General features: G+C 71.0%; 16 protein-coding genes. 5 read left to right on the top strand and 11 right to left on the bottom strand.

All coding sequences use genetic code 11. From position 1 onward, the window contains the following. Positions 1 to 413 precede the first annotated feature (413 nt). Positions 414 to 2,471 carry a multicopper oxidase family protein gene (locus VLK66_RS26320; RefSeq protein ID WP_325312489.1) on the top strand — a complete coding sequence of 686 codons (2,058 nt, stop codon included), beginning with the start codon at positions 414 to 416 and terminating at the stop codon, positions 2,469 to 2,471. Positions 2,472 to 2,865: 394 nt separating this feature from the next. On the opposite strand, the gene modC is transcribed toward VLK66_RS26320, so the two are convergent. The 9 genes from modC to VLK66_RS26365 form a co-directional block, all read right to left on the bottom strand. After that, positions 2,866 to 3,981 (bottom strand): molybdenum ABC transporter ATP-binding protein, encoded by a 1,116-nt coding sequence (gene modC, locus VLK66_RS26325; protein WP_325312490.1) that lies wholly within the window; start codon positions 3,979 to 3,981, stop codon positions 2,866 to 2,868. Next, positions 3,978 to 4,652 carry a molybdate ABC transporter permease subunit gene (gene modB / locus VLK66_RS26330; protein WP_325312491.1) on the bottom strand — a complete coding sequence of 225 codons (675 nt, stop codon included), beginning with the start codon at positions 4,650 to 4,652 and terminating at the stop codon, positions 3,978 to 3,980. Before modB ends, modC begins: the two co-directional genes overlap by 4 nt. Continuing rightward, complete coding sequence (gene modA, locus VLK66_RS26335; protein ID WP_325312492.1) at positions 4,649 to 5,458, bottom strand: molybdate ABC transporter substrate-binding protein; 810 nt, start codon at positions 5,456 to 5,458, stop codon at positions 4,649 to 4,651. Before modA ends, modB begins: the two co-directional genes overlap by 4 nt. 398 nt (positions 5,459 to 5,856) lie before the next feature. Further along, positions 5,857 to 7,107 (bottom strand): alginate export family protein, encoded by a 1,251-nt coding sequence (locus tag VLK66_RS26340; RefSeq protein WP_325312493.1) that lies wholly within the window; start codon positions 7,105 to 7,107, stop codon positions 5,857 to 5,859. A gap of 161 nt (positions 7,108 to 7,268) precedes the next feature. Further along, entirely contained in the window at positions 7,269 to 8,039 is a 771-nt protein-coding gene (locus tag VLK66_RS26345) for an ABC transporter permease (RefSeq protein WP_325312494.1), read from the bottom strand. Then, positions 8,036 to 9,055, bottom strand: a complete 1,020-nt coding sequence (locus VLK66_RS26350; RefSeq protein ID WP_325312495.1) for an ABC transporter ATP-binding protein — start codon at positions 9,053 to 9,055, stop codon at positions 8,036 to 8,038. Before VLK66_RS26350 ends, VLK66_RS26345 begins: the two co-directional genes overlap by 4 nt. Then, the gene (locus VLK66_RS26355; protein ID WP_325312496.1) at positions 9,027 to 9,851 is read right to left on the bottom strand and encodes a hypothetical protein; all 825 of its coding nucleotides are present in this window, start codon (positions 9,849 to 9,851) and stop codon (positions 9,027 to 9,029) included. Before VLK66_RS26355 ends, VLK66_RS26350 begins: the two co-directional genes overlap by 29 nt. A 209-nt stretch (positions 9,852 to 10,060) precedes the next feature. Next, positions 10,061 to 10,876 (bottom strand): hypothetical protein, encoded by an 816-nt coding sequence (locus VLK66_RS26360; protein ID WP_325312497.1) that lies wholly within the window; start codon positions 10,874 to 10,876, stop codon positions 10,061 to 10,063. 101 nt (positions 10,877 to 10,977) lie between these two features. Then, a complete protein-coding gene (locus tag VLK66_RS26365; RefSeq protein WP_325312498.1) occupies positions 10,978 to 11,787 on the bottom strand; it encodes a class I SAM-dependent methyltransferase in 810 nt (269 codons plus the stop codon). A gap of 226 nt (positions 11,788 to 12,013) precedes the next feature. Here VLK66_RS26365 and VLK66_RS26370 point away from each other — a divergent pair, with 226 nt between their 5' ends. Next, positions 12,014 to 12,577 carry a class I SAM-dependent methyltransferase gene (locus VLK66_RS26370; RefSeq protein WP_325312499.1) on the top strand — a complete coding sequence of 188 codons (564 nt, stop codon included), beginning with the start codon at positions 12,014 to 12,016 and terminating at the stop codon, positions 12,575 to 12,577. Positions 12,578 to 12,676: 99 nt separating this feature from the next. On the opposite strand, the gene VLK66_RS26375 is transcribed toward VLK66_RS26370, so the two are convergent. Further along, positions 12,677 to 13,354 carry a hypothetical protein gene (locus tag VLK66_RS26375; RefSeq protein WP_325312500.1) on the bottom strand — a complete coding sequence of 226 codons (678 nt, stop codon included), beginning with the start codon at positions 13,352 to 13,354 and terminating at the stop codon, positions 12,677 to 12,679. Positions 13,355 to 13,601: 247 nt separating this feature from the next. On the opposite strand from VLK66_RS26375, the gene VLK66_RS26380 reads away from it, so the two are divergent. From VLK66_RS26380 to add, 3 genes are all read left to right on the top strand, one after another. After that, a complete protein-coding gene (locus tag VLK66_RS26380) occupies positions 13,602 to 14,333 on the top strand; it encodes a rhomboid family intramembrane serine protease (protein WP_325312501.1) in 732 nt (243 codons plus the stop codon). A gap of 161 nt (positions 14,334 to 14,494) precedes the next feature. Next, positions 14,495 to 14,857 (top strand): hypothetical protein, encoded by a 363-nt coding sequence (locus VLK66_RS26385; protein ID WP_325312502.1) that lies wholly within the window; start codon positions 14,495 to 14,497, stop codon positions 14,855 to 14,857. Positions 14,858 to 15,104: 247 nt separating this feature from the next. Further along, on the top strand, positions 15,105 to 16,145 hold the full coding sequence (add, locus tag VLK66_RS26390) for an adenosine deaminase (RefSeq protein WP_325312503.1): 1,041 nt from the start codon (positions 15,105 to 15,107) through the stop codon (positions 16,143 to 16,145). A 235-nt stretch (positions 16,146 to 16,380) separates the two neighbouring features. Here add and VLK66_RS26395 read toward each other — a convergent pair. Then, the coding region (locus VLK66_RS26395; protein WP_325312504.1) for a S8 family serine peptidase at positions 16,381 to 16,909 on the bottom strand (529 nt) is incomplete at its 5' end.

Here is a 16,909-nt window from a genome sequence, read left to right on the forward strand (position 1 = left end):
ATACGCCTAGTCCCCCGTACGCCGCGCGTCGCGCGCCCGCCCGGAAGCATTCGGACGGGCGCGGAAAACGTGCGGCCGCCGGGCGCCGTCCCCTGCAAGGCGGCGCGCCGACGATCGCCCGTGGACGCGAGTCGTGGCGAAAACCGGTCATCCGCCGCACGCCATCCCGCTTGCGCCGAACCGCGGAAATCCGGTATTCGCCTGCAGGGATTGGCCGACGCCGCAGGGAATCTCCACCCCATTCTTGACAGTTCGTCCCACGAACGCCACTGTAACGGATTCACGTTGCAGTTGTGTTCGATGGCACCATCGGCGCGCCTTCGATGGTGCCGCCGGCCGGTGGAAACGCCGCCGCCGGGCTCGACGGAAAATCACCCGCAGTCCCGCCGCTCACCCAAGCAAAAGGAACCGCGATGGAAACCCGCACCGCCCCTCCGGCACCCGGCCCGGCCGCGCCGCCCCGGCGCCGGCGCGCGCTTCCGTTCCTGGCCGCGGCGGGCGCGGCGGCCGCGCTCCTGGCCGCCGCAGCCAGCAGCGGAAGCGCGGGCCCGGCCCCGCGCGGCGTGCCCGGCCCGTCGCCGCGCGACACCGGCGTGGCCACCGGCGGTTGGCGCGAGCCGGACTCGGTGAAGAGCGTGGGCGGCGTGCTGGACGTGACCATGGCCGTGGTGAAGCGCACGGTGCACGTGCCGCTGGACTCGGCCACCACGCAGCAGCTGATGATGTACCGCCTGCTCAGCGCCAACGGCGCGCAGGTGAACCGCCCCGCCAGCTACCCCGGGCCCACCTTCATCGTGAACCCGGGCGACCGGGTGCGCATCAACCTGATCGACAGCCTGGGCGCGTCGGACAACGACCACTGCATGAGCTACCCCGCCGCAAACGCGGGGCGCGACACCATGCAGGACTGCTTCCACGGGCCCACCTACACGAACATGCACTTCCACGGGTTCCACGTGACGCCCGCGGACTCGGGCGACAACGTGCTGCTGGAGATCGCGCCGGGGCAGAACTTCCAGTACTCGTTCCGCATCCCGCAGAACCAGTCGCCGGGAACGCACTGGTACCACCCGCACAAGCACGGGTCGGTGGCGCTGCAGGTGAGCAACGCCATGTCGGGCGCCTTCATCGTGCGCCAGCCCGCCTACGGCCTGGACTCGCTAACGGCCGCGAACCACATCCGCGAGGTGCTGGCGGCGGTGCAGCAGGTGGACACCATGATGAACCTGATCGACGCCGGGCTCTCGGCGAGCACCACGGTGAACGGCCTGGGCGCGGCGCAGATCCCCATCCGGCCGGGCGAGGTGATCCGGCTGCGGCTGGTGAACGAGAACATCTCGAACTCGGCCGAGTTCAAGATCTTCTTCTCGTCGTCCACCAACCTGCCGCAGTTCTACGACATCGCGCGCGACGGGGTGCAGTACGACAACGCGAACTACGACCCGGCGCACCCCGACACGGCGCTCTGGATCTACCCCGGGAACCGGCTGGACATGTTCGTGAAGGCGCCGAACGTGTCGCGCGGCACCTTCGAGCTGCGGGTGCAGTCGGTGCGCACCGAGCGCGGCTCGCGGAAGGTGCGCGTGCTGAGGCAGACGCGAATCCTGCAGGCGCCGGGGCGCATCGCCTCGTTCCGCATCGTGGCGCCGAATCCGGGCGACACGTACGCCACGCAGCTTCCGCAGCAGCTGCCGCCGCTGCCCGGCTTCCTGGCCAACGTGGGGGCCACGCGCGACACGGCGTACGTGGTGTTCAACGACACCGCCTACGCGAACAGGAGCAAGCAGACGCCCACGCAGTTCTACCTGGGCACCGTGGCCAACCCCTATATGCGCTTCAACGACACCTCGCTGTACATCCCCGTGAACGCGGGGGGCACGCAGCTGCCGATGGTGCTGGGCGACAGCCAGACGTGGATCATCCAGAACCGGGGGACGTCGAAGAACCACCCGTTCCACATCCACATCAACCCCTTCCAGATCATGCGCGTGGAGTACGGGCCCACCGACCCGTTCGCCCCGTACTACGCGTTCCTGAACACGGCCGCCGCCGGCGGGCACCCCGTGTGGTCCGACGTGGTACCGCTCCCGCTCCCGTTCACGCCCATCGGCGGGCCCACGCGCCCGGGCGTGGTCACCATCCGGCAGCGCTACGACGACTTCGACGGGTGCCAGGACTGCGGCACGCCGTGGGGCAAGTTCGTGATGCACTGCCACATCCTGGGCCACGAGGAGCGGGGGATGATGCAGCTGATCGGCATCTTCCCCTCGCTCACCGAGTCGCGTTCGTTCCTGCAGGCGCACCCCGCGCCCGTGCTGCGCGGCCTGGCTCCGCCGCCGGCGCGCGGAGGAGCGCGGCCGCGCTCGGGCCCGGGCTCCGGAACCGGCGGCGGCAACGGCATGGGCCCCGGCACCGGCACGGGCGGCGGCCACGGCGACGGTCCGGGTGGCGGGCACCACCAGCACCCGTAATCCCGTCGACTCCATGACGGACGAACGACAGCCCGGAGGCCGCTTGGCCTCCGGGCTGCTTCGTCATCCCAAAGAATGGATTCACCAATCCGGAACCGATTCATGGGTTCCACGCCCCACCCGACCGACGTCATCCTGAGGCCGGCCACACTGTTCTCATCGACCGTGCAGAAGGTCGCAAAGCCGATGGATCCATAGCCCGGCAGCACGTGACTCGGCGAGATGCACGGATACCGGGTTCGGGATCGATCGTGCGATCCGGCAGCGCACGTGCGGCCCCGGCTATCGATCCTTCGGCCTGCAATCCGTTCTGCGGGGGCAACTACAGCGTGGCCGGCCTCAGGATGACGTCCGGGTGGAGGCGGATCGACACACCCCGTATGAGCCCTCGCTTCTATCTATCGTCCTCGTAGACGGTGATCGCGCTGGTCTTCAGGAGGAGATACAGTTCGGTTCCGGGGGCGATGTGGAGGTCCGCGAGCGCGTCCGCCGTCACCTCGGCCACGAGCGGCGGGGCGCCGGGGGCGATGCGGGCGGAGACGAGGTGCAGCGCGCCCGCCGTCTCCACCGACTCGACGCGCGCGGGGATGGCGTTGCGGGCGGAGATGCCGGCCGGCGGCTCCAGCGCCAGCATCACCTCGTCCGCGGGGATGCCCACCATCAGCCGCCCGCCGATGGCCGTCCCCGCGCGCGGGATGGTGAGCGCGGGGCCGCCGGTCCCATCCCCCAGCCGCACCCGCGTCGTCTCGCCACGTGTCTCCACCACGACGGCGGGAAGGACGTTCTGAAAGCCCTCGTGCTCGGCGAGCGGGAAGACGTCCGGCCGCGCCAGCACCGCGCGCGGCTCGCCACGGGCCACGACGCGCCCCTCGCGCAGCACGATGAGATCATCGCACAGCGCCTGCACCTCGACGGGGTCGTGCGAGACGAGGAGGATGGGGAGCGCGAACTCGGCCTGCACCCGCGCCAGGAAGGGGAGCACGCGCCGGCGCAGCGCCGCGTCGAGCGAGGCCAGCGGCTCGTCCAGCAGCAGCAGCCGCGGCCCGGAGCAGAGCGCGCGCCCCAGCGCCACGCGCTGCCTCTCGCCTCCGGAGAGCGTGCGGACGGCGCGGCCCAGCAGCGGCCCCAGCTCCAGCACGCGGACGACGGAATCCAGCGACACGTCGCCGCGGTGGCCGTTCCGCGCCGCCCTTCCCTCCCCCGCGCGCAGGTTGCCGCGGACGTCCAGGTGCGGGAAGAGCAGCGAGTCCTGCGGCACGTACCCGATCCCCCTGCGCTCCGGCGGCACCCACGCGCGGCGCCCGCTGTCCTGCCAGACGTCGTCCCCGAAGCGGACCACGCCGTGCGCGCCGCGGCGCAGCCCCGCCACTGTCTCCAGCAGCGTCGTCTTCCCCGAGCCCGAGACGCCGAAGACGCCGGTCACCCGGTGCGTGGTGGTGAAGTCGGCCTCCAGCTCGAAGCGGTCCAGCGGCAGGCGCACCTGCACGGACAGCGGCGGCGCGCCGTTCATCTCCGCGCCGCCACCCGCGTCTGCGACAGCGCCTCGGTCGCGTACACCGCCGCGAACCCCGCGATCAGGGCCACGGCGAGGAGGAGATTCGCCTCGGATTCGCGCCCGGCCTGCTGCGCGCTGAAGATGGCCGTCGCCAAGGTCTGCGTGCGCCCGGGGATGTTGCCGGCGAGGATGATGGTCGCCCCGAACTCGCCCAGCGCGCGGGTGAAGCCCAGGATGAGCGCCGCGAGGAGCCCGCGCGCGGCGAGGGGGAGGGTGAAGCGCAGGAATGTCGCCGCGCGCCCGTGCCCCAGCGTCCGCGCGATGTCCTCGTAGCGCGGATCGACCCCCTCGAAGCTCACGCGCGCCGTGCGCACGACCAGCGGCATCGCCATCACCGCGCAGGCGACGACGACGGCCTTCCAGGTGAGGATCACGTCCAGGTCCAGGCCGATCGTCCCCCGCCCCAGCGGCCCGTCGTACGCGAACAGGCGCAGGAGCAGGTAGCCCACGGCGGTGGGCGGCAGGACGAGGGGAAGGGAGAAGAGGGAGGAGACGACGCGCTTTCCCGGAAACTCGCGCCGGGCAAGGAGATACGCGACGAGCGTCGCCGGCACCATGACGATCAGCATCGCCACCCCGGCCCAGACGACGCTGGACTGCAGCGCGCGCAGCGCCGGCTCGCTCACGGCGCGGCGGCCGTCTGGTTGGACATGGGGATGAAGCCGCGCTGCGCGAACAGCTGCGCCGCGTCCTGCCCCGACACGAAGGCCAGGAACCCGCGCGCCGCCTCCGCGTTCGCCCCGCCCGCGACGAGTGCCACGGCGTAGCGGATCGGCGGCCCGTCCTTCACCTCGAACAGCACCCGCGTGCGGTCCGCGAACGCGAGCTGGTCGGTGCGGTAGACCAGCCCCGCCACGTCCGGGTCCGCGGCGACGAGCGCGATCGCCGAGCGCACGTCCGGCGTCGGCGCGATGCGAGGCTCGACCGCGTCCCACAGCGGCTTTCCAGCGCACGTCACGTTCTGCATCCACTTCTTCGCGTAGATCCCCGCCGGCACCGCCCGCGGGTCGCCCGTCGCCAGGTGCCGGAACGGGAGCGCGGCCAGCGCGCAGGGATCCGCCATCCGCGCCGTGCTGCGCGCGTTGGCGACGACCACGAGGGTGTTGGAGAGGATGTCGCGCCGGGTGCCGTCCACCAGCCGGCCGCGGTTCTGGACGGTGTCCATCCACGCCTCGCTGGCGCTCACGAACAGGTCCATCCCCCGCGCCGCGCCGATCTGGTGCGCCAGGTCGTTGGAGCCGGCGAAGTTGAAGGTGACGCGCGTTCCCGTCTGCCTGGCGTACGCGTCGCCCAGCTCCTGCAGCGACTCGCGCAGGCTGGCCGCAGCGAACACCACGACCTCGCCGCGCGCCTCCGGCTCCCGCGCATCGCCGCGCGTGCAGCCGGCAGCGAGCGCGGCCATCGTCATGGCGATGAGGATGCGGCTCTTCATGGTCTGTCCGTCAGGAGTGGAGACGGGAATCTAGCGCCCGCGGAGAGATTGCCAAACGCCGGAGATGCGGGGCGACGAGGATCGCATCCTTCGTGATCGATGATGCCGGTGCGCGATCGCCTGCCTCGCGCCCTCTCCGGCCGGCTCAGGCCGTCCACCTCTCCCGTACCGGGAGAGGTAGCTCGATAAGATCTGCGTTCGACGCCAGCATCCTGCCCGCCCGTCTTGGCTGGCCCGCTCCGGCGTTCGGATCACACCGCCGATGCTGGACAGCCACCTCCTCCCGGAACGGGAGGGGGTCGCGCCCTCCGGCGCGGGGGGAGGGCGCGAGGCGGCGGAAACGCTCTGGTGCCAGTCGCCGGTTGTTGCTCCCGATCCGAGCTCGCTCGGGGTTCGAATCAGAAATCCCACTGCCCCTGGATGTACGCCGAGAAGCGCGTGCCGCCGCCCAGCCGCGTCTCCAGCAGCTTCCCCGGCGCGAACGCGGACGCGCCGCCGGAGATCTCGAACGGCGGCGCGGCGCGCCACGCGGCGGTCAGGTCCGCCTCGCTCCCGAACGCATCGTCGCCGCGCTGCGGGAGGAAGCGGTGGCCCTCCAGCAACAGCCGCACGGCGGGGATCGGCGCGTGCGCCAGCGTGACGCCCGCATCCACCAGCCCGTGCGTCCCCGACAGCTCGGGAACGATGTCGATCGTCCCGTACAGCCGGTGGTTGGTGCCGAACAGCGTGCTGAACCGCTCGTCGCGCCCGTCCCCGGGCGAGCCGTCGCCGCTCAGCACGGTGAGCACGCCGCCGAGCCGCGTCTGCGTCCGCGGCAGCAGCGCCACGCTCGCCGTCACGCTCCCCATGAACGCCCGGATCTCCTCCCGCGCCACCGAATCGCTCGCCGCGCCGCGCCCCGTCTGCCCCGCGCCCTCCAGTTCCACCGCGAGCCGCCCCGCGGTGCCGCGAAGGTTCGCGCCGAGCGTGCTGCGCCCCAGCACGCGCCGCCCCAGGTCGTCGCCGCTGCGGATGCGCGCGGTGTTGTCGTCGCGCAGCGCGAACACGTCCGCCGCGATCGCGCGCACCGGCTTCCACGTGGCCCACGCGCCGTAGAAGTTCTGCGCACCAATCGCGGCGGCGCTGGGCGCGGAGAGGCGGTCCGCCCACGCGTCCACGCTCAGCGTCCGTGCGGCGAACCACGTCGCGCGCGCGCCGTCGAACGAGCGGCCGGTGTTGCTCCAGGCGCTCACGCCGATCAGCCGCTCGTTCGCGAACGTCATCTCCTGCCGCCCGAAGCGCAGCATCAGCGGCAGGTGGAAGGGCGAGTCGACCTGCGCGAACGCCTGGTGCATGTCCAGCTGCGGCGCCGACGCGTCCGTCGTCCCCCGCCCGTCGTCCGGGTCGCTCTCGCCCAGGAAGCGCGCGTCCTGCACCTCGCCCACCACGGTGACCCACGCCACCGGGTGCGCCGTCGCCCGCAGCCGCGAGCGGAGGAGGTGGACGTTCACGCGCTGGTCCGCCAGCACGTGCCGGTCGTCCCACTCGCTCCGCAGCCGCACCTGCCCCGTCACCGCGATCCGCGGCCCCTCCGCCCGCGCCGAGTCCTGCGCGATCAGGGGAGATGATAGAAGGAAGATGCCGATGCCCAGCACCGCCAGAAGCCGCATCAAGTCCAATCTTGGTCCGCGTGTAGATACATGAGCATGGGGGATGATCGAGCCCTCCGCCGAGCCAAACCTTGGTGATCGAGCCGATGCCGGAGAGCAGTCCCGCAGGGACTTCGTGCCGTTGTTGCCCCCGAATTCATTCGGGGTACCCGGAGGCGCCCCTACTCCTCCCCCGCCCGCGCCATCGCATGCCGCGCCACCGCGAACAACAGCACCGCGAGCACCAGCAGCGGCACCAGCAGCGCCGCCGCATCCGGCATCCGCGCGAAGAGCAGCGCCTGCCGCAGCGCGTCGGCCACGCGCGTCAGCGGGTTCCAGCGCGCGGCCTCCGCCAGCCAGCCGGGCATCTGCCGCGTAGGCACCAGCGCCGTGCTGGTGAAGAGCAGCGGCAGGTTCACCACGTGGACGAACACGGCCATGCTCTCCGGCGCCCCCGTCCTCAGCGCGATCCAGCACGACAGGCTGGCGTACGCCACCGCGAACGCCGCCAGCCCCAGCGCCGCCACCAGCACTCCCGCGAGCGAGACGTGCAGCCGCGCGCCGAGCGCGATCCCCAGCAGCGCCACCACCGCCGCCTGCACCAGCAGCCGGGAGACGTCGCCCGCGAGCTTGCCACCCAGCAGCCAGCCGGGGTGCGCCGTCGCGCGCGCCATCCGCTGCGCGAAGCCGGTCTGCAGGTCGCGCACGAGGTCGATCCCCGCCTGGCTGGCGCCGAACAGCACCGTCATGGCGCAGACGCCGGGGAGAAGGAAGGAGACGTAGGAAAGCCCCGCGTACTCGCCGCCCAGCGCGAAGCGGTGGAAGAGGAAGCCGAAGATCAGCATCCAGAACAGCGGCTGCACGAAGCTGAACGAGAGCGGCACCGGCCGCCGCAGCGCCTTCATCCAGCTCCGCCGCGCCGTCTCGCGCACCAGCTGCACGGCCGCGCTCATCCGCGCCTCCCGCGTCCGCCGCCGCGCCTCGCGCCGGCGCGCGCCGGCTCCGCGGGGCGGCTCCCCGTCAGCCGGAAGTACGCCGCGGCCAGGTCCGGCTCCGCGCGGTCGTAGCCGTGGTACCCGAACCCGTGCGCCGCCAGCACCTCCAGCGCCGGCTCGTCGTCCGGGTGCCGGTCGCGCCAGAGCGTCACCATCGCCCCGTCGACGTCCACCTCCGGTGACCCCGGCAGCGCGGCGAGCACCGCCCGCAGCGAATCGGCCTGCGCGCCCACGGGGTGCGCGAGCGTCACCGTCGCCCGCGCCTTGGCGTGCGCGGAGACGAGCGCGGCGGGCGCATCGTCCGCGACCAGCCGCCCGCCGTGCATCACCAGCACGCGGTCGCAGCGCGCGGCCGCGTCCGCCAGGTCGTGCGTGGCCACGAACGTCGTCCGCCGCGCGTCCCGCCAATCCCCCAGCCGCCGCCACAGGTCGCGTCTCCCTTCCGGGTCCAGGCTCGCCGTGGGCTCGTCCAGCAGCATCAGCGCGGGCGCGTGCAGCGCGGCCAGGGCGAGATGGAGGCGCTGCCGCTGCCCGCCGGACCACGTCGCCACGCGACGAGCGCAGAACGGCGCCAGCCCGTGCTCCTCCACCGCCGCGCCCAGCCGCCGCTCGCGGTCGCCGCGCGGGAGGGCGGCCAGCGCATGGAAGAGGCGCAGCGTCTCCCACCCCGTCATCTCCGGGTCCAGCGCCGCGTCCTGCCCCGCGTACCCGGCCGCCGCGCGCAGCCGCGCCCGGTCGCGCCGCGGGTGCATCCCCATCACCTCGGTCGATCCCGCGTCGGGCGCGGCGATGCCGAAGAGCACCTTCAGCAGCGTGCTCTTCCCCGATCCGTTCGCCCCGATCAGTGCCACCAGCTCGCCCGCGGGCACGGCGAACGAGACGCCGTCCAGCGCGCGCACGCCGCCGCGGAAGGTCTTTTCCACCCCCGCGGCGCGGACGGCCAGGTCAGTCGGCGTAGACGATGGTGCCGGCATGCTCGCCCCTCACGGCGGCCGCGATGCGGTCCGGGTCGCGCCCGTTCACCACCTGGAACTGCGTCACCAGCCGCGCGGTCAGCAGGATGTCGGGGAGCACCTCGTCGAACGGCAGGCTCTTGAGCGCCCTGCGCTTCAGCTCCCTGGCGCCGATCGAGTCGATGAACGACGCGTTCGGGTTCTCGCGCGGATCCTCGGTGTAGAGGCCGTCGACGTCCTTCACCAGCGTCACCGACTTGCACCCGAAGCACTCGCCCAGGATCAGGCACCCCGCGTCGGTGCGGTGCGGGGGGATGCGGCCGACTGCGGGCGGGTGCTCCCAGAGCGAGTAGGGCGGCACGCCGTTGAAGATCACCCCCGGCGCGGAGTGGATGAAGAGGGGGAGGAGGTGCCCGAAGATCTCGGGGGGGATGGCCACCACGCCGTGCGGCGCCAGCAGCGTTCCCAGGATGTGCGCGTTCCCCAGCGCGTCGGCCACGGAGATCTGCGCCAGCACGCCGGTCGGCAGGCCGAGATCCAGGCCGATGGAGAAGACGTGGCGGCTGCGCACCCCGCCGCCCACGCCCAGGATGAGCCGCTCCGTCTTCAGCAGCTCGCCCAGCACGTCCACCACGGGGTACGCCACCGCCTTCCCCGCGTCCAGGATCGAGCGCCCGCCCACCTTCACCACGTGCACGTGCGGCAGCATCCGCACCACGGGGCTCTCGGTGGATGCCATCACCTGCTTGTCCAGCAGGCTCTCGCGCATGAGCATCGACTGCACGTGGTGCCGCGCGTCCAGAGGAGATTCGAGCATCGCGTATGTGTCTGCGAAATGGGGAGATGGAGAATTCGCTTGCGAGAACCGTCCTCGGCGACCGGGCGGATCGCGTGCATGGATCGCCGCGAAGCCGGCCGTCCATCGCGAGCCGGCGCCCGATCCCGAGCCGAACAGCCTCGCGCAGTTTGCGAGGCTTCCCGTAGTTGTTGCTGCGGCTTCAGCCGCCGGTGGATATCGGCACCCGCTCAATCCGCCGTGATCACCGTCCCCACGTCCTCGCCCTCCAGCGCGCGGGTCAGGTTCCCGCGCACCAGCCCGTTGATCACGCGGATCTCGCGGCGGTTCTCGGCGTGCTCCATCAGCTCCAGCACCGCGCGCTCCACCACCACGTCGTCCAGGTCCATCTCCTTCAATTCCGACAGGGAGATGCGGGGGATGAACTTCGCGTTGCGGTCCTTCTTGGGGTCGGCCGTGTACAGTCCGTCCTCGTCCTTCACGTAGATCATCGAGCGCGTGCCGAACACCTCGCTCACCAGGAAGCACCCGGTGTCGGTGCGGTGCGGCGGAATGCGGCCCACGGCGGGGTTCTGCTGCCAGAAGGTGTAGGGCGGCATGCCGAAGAAGATGCACGCGCCGCGCTCCTCCAGATACAGCGGCAGCTGCGGGAACTGCGCGGGCTCGATGAACGGGATGCCATGCTTCGCGAGGAGATAGTGCAGCATCCGCGCGTTCTGCATGCTCACGAAGGTCCCCAGCACGCTCAGCACGCCGGTCGGCATCCCCAGGTCGATCCCCACGCTGTACGCGTGCCGCGCCCGCGTCCCCGCGCCGGTGCCGATGATCATCTGGTGGCGCCCCAGGTTCTCCACGATCTCCTCGATCAGCGGGAACACCGCCGCGCGCCCGCGGTCGATGAAGCTCTGGCCGCCCACCTTCACCACGTTGGCCTGGGGAAGGATCTGGACTACGGGGTGCCCCGTGGTCCGTTCCAGCAGCGTGGCGTCGGTCAGGTTGCCGTCCACCAGCGAGCGGCCCAGCTCGGTCAGCAGTTCGTTCTGCATCGTGTTGGGAGATGGGGATGGGAAGCCCCGGCGTGCGGCCGAGGCGCGTGTCGTGTGGACGGCGGGACCGTGCGCCCGCTGGCGCGTTCCGGCCGGTTTCGTCAGTCGATGGGGATCTGGATGGCGGCGATCTCGAACGCCTCCTCCTGCGGCAGCGGCGCGTCGATGCTCCCGAACCGCTCCGCCGCCCAGCCGCGCAGCCCGGCGAGCACGCGGGCCTTCACCTCCGCGGGAACGTCGATCCCCGCCAGCCCGCTTTTCCCCTCCCACGCGGCGATCGAGTCCGCCGGGCGGTGCCGCGTCGTCCACCGCGACGCGACCCGCGGCTCGGCGCGGCGCCCGCCCAGCCGCTCCAGCGCGCCGAAGACGGCTTCCGCGCCCGCGTCGCCGCTGCGGCCGCGGTAGCCCTGCGCCTCCAGCAGCTGCCGCATCCGGCGCCGCATCTCGCTCTTCGGCGAGTCCGGCGGCCTCCGCACGCGCCCGGCGACGAGCCATCCTCCCGGCGCGCGCAGCACCCGCCGCGTCTCCGCCACCACGTGCGCGGGGTCCAGGTGGTGCAGCGCCCGCGCGCAGAAGATCACCGCGACGCTGCGATCGTCGGCGGGCCAGCGCTCGTTCCCGTCCGCCACGTGCACCGGGTCGCCGAAGCCCACACCGGACAGCAGCTCGCGGAACACCTCCACCATCGCCGGCGAGCGGTCGAAGCCGATGTAGCGCGACGTCCTGCGCACCAGCGGCAGGCTGAGCGAGCCGGTTCCCGTGCCGATATCCAGCAGCAGGTCGCCCTCGCCGAGGCCGGTGATGGACACGACCGCGTCCGCCACCGCCTCCGCCACCTGGATGGGGATGCCGGCGCGTTCGTCGAAATGCGTAGCCTGATCGTCGTAGAGCACGCAGGAGGATACGGCCAACTGCAACATTCTGCAACGTATTCCGGCGCGTTCTGCGAGCACGGAGAAGCGTCCGGGCCGCATCGTCCGGCAACGGGAGATGCCACGCACGCGCGTAACTCGCATCCCCGCCACGCCATGGCGGAACCGCCGGGATCGGCTCGCCGCACGGGCGGAACACGAGGAGGGGGATGCGAGGTATGTGGATGCGACACCCGCCGCGTTTCACCCCACCGTGAGGCCGCCGATGCGCACCCAGCCCGAGCCCGCCGAGCGCTACCGCCCGTTCGCCAGCATCCCGCGCCGGAACCTGATGCAGGAGTACCTGGAGGTGCCGGCGCTCATCCGCGCGCTCGGCATCCCGCGCGGCAAGCGCATCCTGGAGGTCGGCTGCGGGCGGGGGATGGCGCTCCCGCCGATCGCGAAGCTGTGCGCCCCCGCGCGCCTGGTCGGCCTGGACATTGATGCGGAGGCCCTCGCGGACGCCCGCCGCCACGTCGCGGAGCGCCACGTCGCCGCCGAGCTGGTCGACGGCGACGTCCGCGCGATCCCCTTCCCCGACGCATCGTTCGATGTGGTGGTGGACTTCGGCACCTGCTTCCACATCTCCCACCCGGAGCAGGCGCTGGCCGAGATCACGCGCGTGCTGGCGCCGGGCGGGTGGTTCGTCTACGAGACGCCGGTGAGCCAGCTTCTGTCGCACCCCGTCCGCTCGTTCGGCCGGCGTCTGCCGTGGCGCGCCGCCCCGTCGCTCGCGCGCTTCCGCGGCCGCCTCCTCTGGGGTGCCCGCCGCAAGTCGGCGCAGGCATAGCGAACGACAAAGGGGCCCGAGCGAAAAGCTCGGGCCCCCGCGATCGCAGATGCGATCAGTATCAGCTCCAGTCGTCCATTTGACGCTCCTTCACTGTGTTTACCAGCTGATCTTATAGTAGCGCCCCGGCACCGGATTGTCAATCGCCACCGTGTACGCGCCCATGATCACGTCCAGTTCCAGCGTGTCGCACTCCAGCTCTTCGCCCGTGGACGAATGCGCGGAATACCGGGCGACAGCCGGCGGGTGCGAGGCGAAGGCGACCTGCAGGGTAATGTGGTCGCATCGCGTCACCGGCGACCAGCGCAGGAAGTGCTCCAGTGGCTTCCCGACGACCATGAGCGACTCGACGTGCACGAACTCGATCTCCTGGTTGCGCCGCAGCGGCTGCCCGAACCGCACGTAGCGCCGCTTCCATCCATCCGCACGATCGACGTTCGGATCGGCCTCCACCAGCGAGGGACGGATGGTCGGATGGCTGGATGACAGACGCTCATCGACCACGACGATGTCTCCGAGCGGCCGCGAGCCCCACGGTACGCGGCTCAGGCTCGCGACACGCGAGACGATGCGGGCCTCGCGCCGGTGGATGTACGTATGGTCCGGAACCACCACTCGCAGCGCCACGGTCTGCCGGCGATAGTAGAACTCCTGCGGCGTTTCGCGCGTGTCGCGCCGGCGCTTCCGTTCGGCAGCCATGCCGCGCACCTTTCTCGCGCCGGGGAGAAGCACGCCTCCCGCGCCGAGTGCCGACAGCGCGATGCTGACCAGCGTCACGGAATCCAACATGGCGCCGTAGGCTCCTGTTCGGGGTTGGGGCTGGATTCAGGTGCAGTGAGTCGGCCGTGAAGAGCGGCCAATTTAGCGTGCGACCCTGAACATGAACAGAGTTATTATCTAAATCGGCTACCGATCGAGGGTTAGGAGGCCTTCTGGCTGGAAGGGAGCGAAAACACCTGCATTTCCGGCTCCGGGCTTGCATTGGAGCGTCGGAGAGCCCCGTCAACCGAGGATTGGAGCGGACGTGATCCCCCTTCGCGACGACAACCCCACCGAGCTCACGCCGTTCGTCACGATCGCGCTGATCCTGGCGAACTTCGCCGCGTGGGTGCTGCTGCAGGGCGCGGGGATGGACCCGGAGCGGCTGCAGGCGTCGGTCTACGCGTTCGGCACCGTGCCGTGCGAGATCACGCACGCCTGCGTCCGCGAGAACGGCGGGCTGGGGTGGGGCGAGCTGCTCACGTCGATGTTCATGCACGGCGGGTGGGAGCACATCCTGGGCAACATGCTGTTCCTGTGGGTGTTCGGGAACAACATCGAGGACTCGATGGGGCACGTCCGCTTCATCGTGTTCTACCTGGTCTGCGGCGTGGCGGCGGGGCTGGCGCACGTCCTCCTCTCGCCGGGGAGCGAGATCCCCGCGGTGGGGGCCAGCGGCGCCATCAGCGGGGTGATGGGCGCCTACGTTGTCCTGTATCCCCAGGCGCGGGTGCAGACCTGGGTGCCGCCGCTGTTCATCGTGCACATCCGCGCGTGGTTCTTCCTCATCTACTGGTTCGCCTTCCAGCTCCTGTCGGGCGTGGGCAGCCTGGGCGGGCGCGACACCGGCGGCGTGGCGGTGTGGGCGCACGTGGGCGGGTTCGTGGCCGGGGTGGTGCTGATCAAGATCTTCCAGAACCGCACCCTCGTCGCCGCACGGCAGCACGGCGTCGTCCTCACGCGCGACCAGGTCGCGCGCGACGAGTGGCGGCTGTGACCGGCCGCTGATCGCCCCTGCGGCGCGCGGATCCCCAAGCCGCATCGCCGGGCGGAATAGAGGTTTGTCGCTCCGGCTTGAGCGGTTCCCGGCAGAAATATACCTTCCGGTTCCATCCTTTCGGCCCGGTTCCGCCCATCCCCACCCGATCCGGTACCCCCATGCCAAAGCACAAGCTCACGCTCGACTCGCTGCAGGTGGAAACGTTCGACACGGTCGCGGGCGCGCGTCCGCCCAAGGGAACGGTGTACGGCAACGACTACACCGACACCATCTGGTGCGCGACCTGCGGCCAGACGTGCAACGCCTTCAACCAGGTGTGCACCTTCAACCAGGCGTACACCTGCGGCTGCCCCACCAACGCCGGCTGCGCCACGCAGGCCGTATCGTGCCAGGGGACGTGCGATCCGTGCACCGACGGCTACACCTGCGTGAACACCTGCGGCGCGCACACCTGCATCTGCAGCGCGTTCTGCAACACCATCGACGTGTGCGAGACGGCGCCGGAAACGGGGTGCGTGTGAGGCGAAGGACTGCGGCATCGCCGTTCGCCATCGCCCCGGCCGATCCCTTCGGCGACCCGGTGGACGCCGCGCGCGGTCCGGTTGCGCGCGGCGAACCGGGACTGTAGAATCCCACACCGGGTCGGTAATCTGACCTCCGACGCGGGTGGCGCCCCTCCTGGGGACGCCACCCGTTCGCGTATCCGGAGGTCCCGAGCCGGTGCCGCGCAGGCCGCGCGGCCCCGAAGCCCAAAGCGGAAGAGGCGAGATGGAAGTAACGCGAGAGCTGCTGCACCGGCTGCCCAAGGCCGAGCTGCACGTGCACCTGGACGGGTCGCTGCGGCCCGAGACCATGCTGGAGCTGGCGGCCGAGTACGGGAAGAAGATGCCCGCGCACGACCCCGGGCACCTTGCCGACTACATGCACGTGAAGGACGCGCGCAACCTGGTGGAGTACCTGGAGCGCTTCGACATCACCCTGTCGGTGATGCAGACGGCCGAGTCGCTGGAGCGCATCGCCTACGAGCTGGCCGAGGACCTGGCCGGCGAGAACGTGCGCTACGCCGAGATCCGCTACTCGCCCATCCTGAACACGCGCGAGGGGCTGCCGCTGACCGAGGCGGTGGACGCGCCGCTGCGCGGCCTGCGCCGCGCGCAGCAGGACTTCGGGATCGAGACGGCCATCATCATCTGCGGGATCCGCAACATGGAGCCCGCCACCTCGCGCGACCTGGCCGACCTCACGGTGGCGTACAAGGACCGCGGCGTGGTGGCCTTCGACCTGGCGGGCGCGGAGTACAACTACCCCGCGAAGAAGCACAAGGACGCGTTCTACACCGTCATCAACAAGAACATGGCGGCCACCATCCACGCCGGCGAGGCGTACGGGGCCGAGAGCATTCACCAGGCGCTGCACTACTGCCGCGCCAACCGCATCGGGCACGGCACGCGGCTGTACGAGGACCCGGACCTCATGCGCTTCATGAACGACTTTCGCGTGCCCATCGAGATCTGCCTGACGAGCAACGTGCAGACGCGGGCCGTGGAATCGTTCGAGAAGCACCCCGTGCGGATGTACTACGACGAGGGGCTGATCCTGAGCCTGAACACCGACAACCGGCTCATGAGCGCCACCACGGTGACGGAAGAGTACTGGCGCGCGCACCAGTACCTGGGCTTCAGCTGGGACGAGCTGGTGGACCTTGCGCTGATGAGCTTCGACAGCTCGTTCATGCACCGCACCGAGAAGCTGAAGATGCTGGAGGCGGTGAAGCAGGAGATTGCATCGCTCACGCCCGCAACGGCATAGGTACGATTAGCTAACGTAGATTGCAGATGGAGAAAGGGCCGGCTCCCCGGGTGGGGAGCCGGCCCTCGGTCTTTCGCCCTGCCGCCGTCAGGGTGTGGCCGTCACGGCGGAGATGAGGATGGAGGCGGGCGGAGCCGGTCGCCGCCGTCCCCGTCCGCCGCCGTTACGCGGAATGGTCACTTCGTCCGGCTCTGGATGAAGAGCGGCGGCGCCGGGCGATCACCACCAGGGCCAATCACGAGAAGCCGGAGCCGCCGCACTGGACCGCCTCCCAATGGGTCACTCCCGATCCACCACTGTCGATGACGGTCACGTACACATCCACCGGCCAGCCGTAGGAACATTGCACCATCGTGGTCTGCGCGTTGCTCCTGAACCCCGTTGTACCGGGCCAGGTGTAGCCATATCCGCCCCCCGTACCACCCGACGCAGAAGCGCTGCAGCTGAGGGAGCCGGTACGGAAGGATTGGCAGTTGATCTGAACGCTGGGCGGCGTGGACGACGACGGCCACGCCGGCGGAGGCGAGTACCCGGCGAGCGTAGAGTTCACCAGGCGGTTGTTGGGTGCGCCTGTACCCGCGCCCGCCACCTTGTCCGCGAACGCGGAGTTCAGGATGGCCGCCGACACCGTCGCGGGCGTGGCAGTGGCATCGGTTTCGAGGTACAGGGCGGCCACGCCGGCCACGTGCGGCGCCGCCATCGAGGTACCGTCCAGGGTATTCGTCGCCGTGTTGCCGGTGTGCCAGGCCGAAGGGATGGCCGAA

It is taken from the genome of Longimicrobium sp. (assembly GCF_035474595.1).
GTDB lineage: Bacteria > Gemmatimonadota > Gemmatimonadetes > Longimicrobiales > Longimicrobiaceae > Longimicrobium.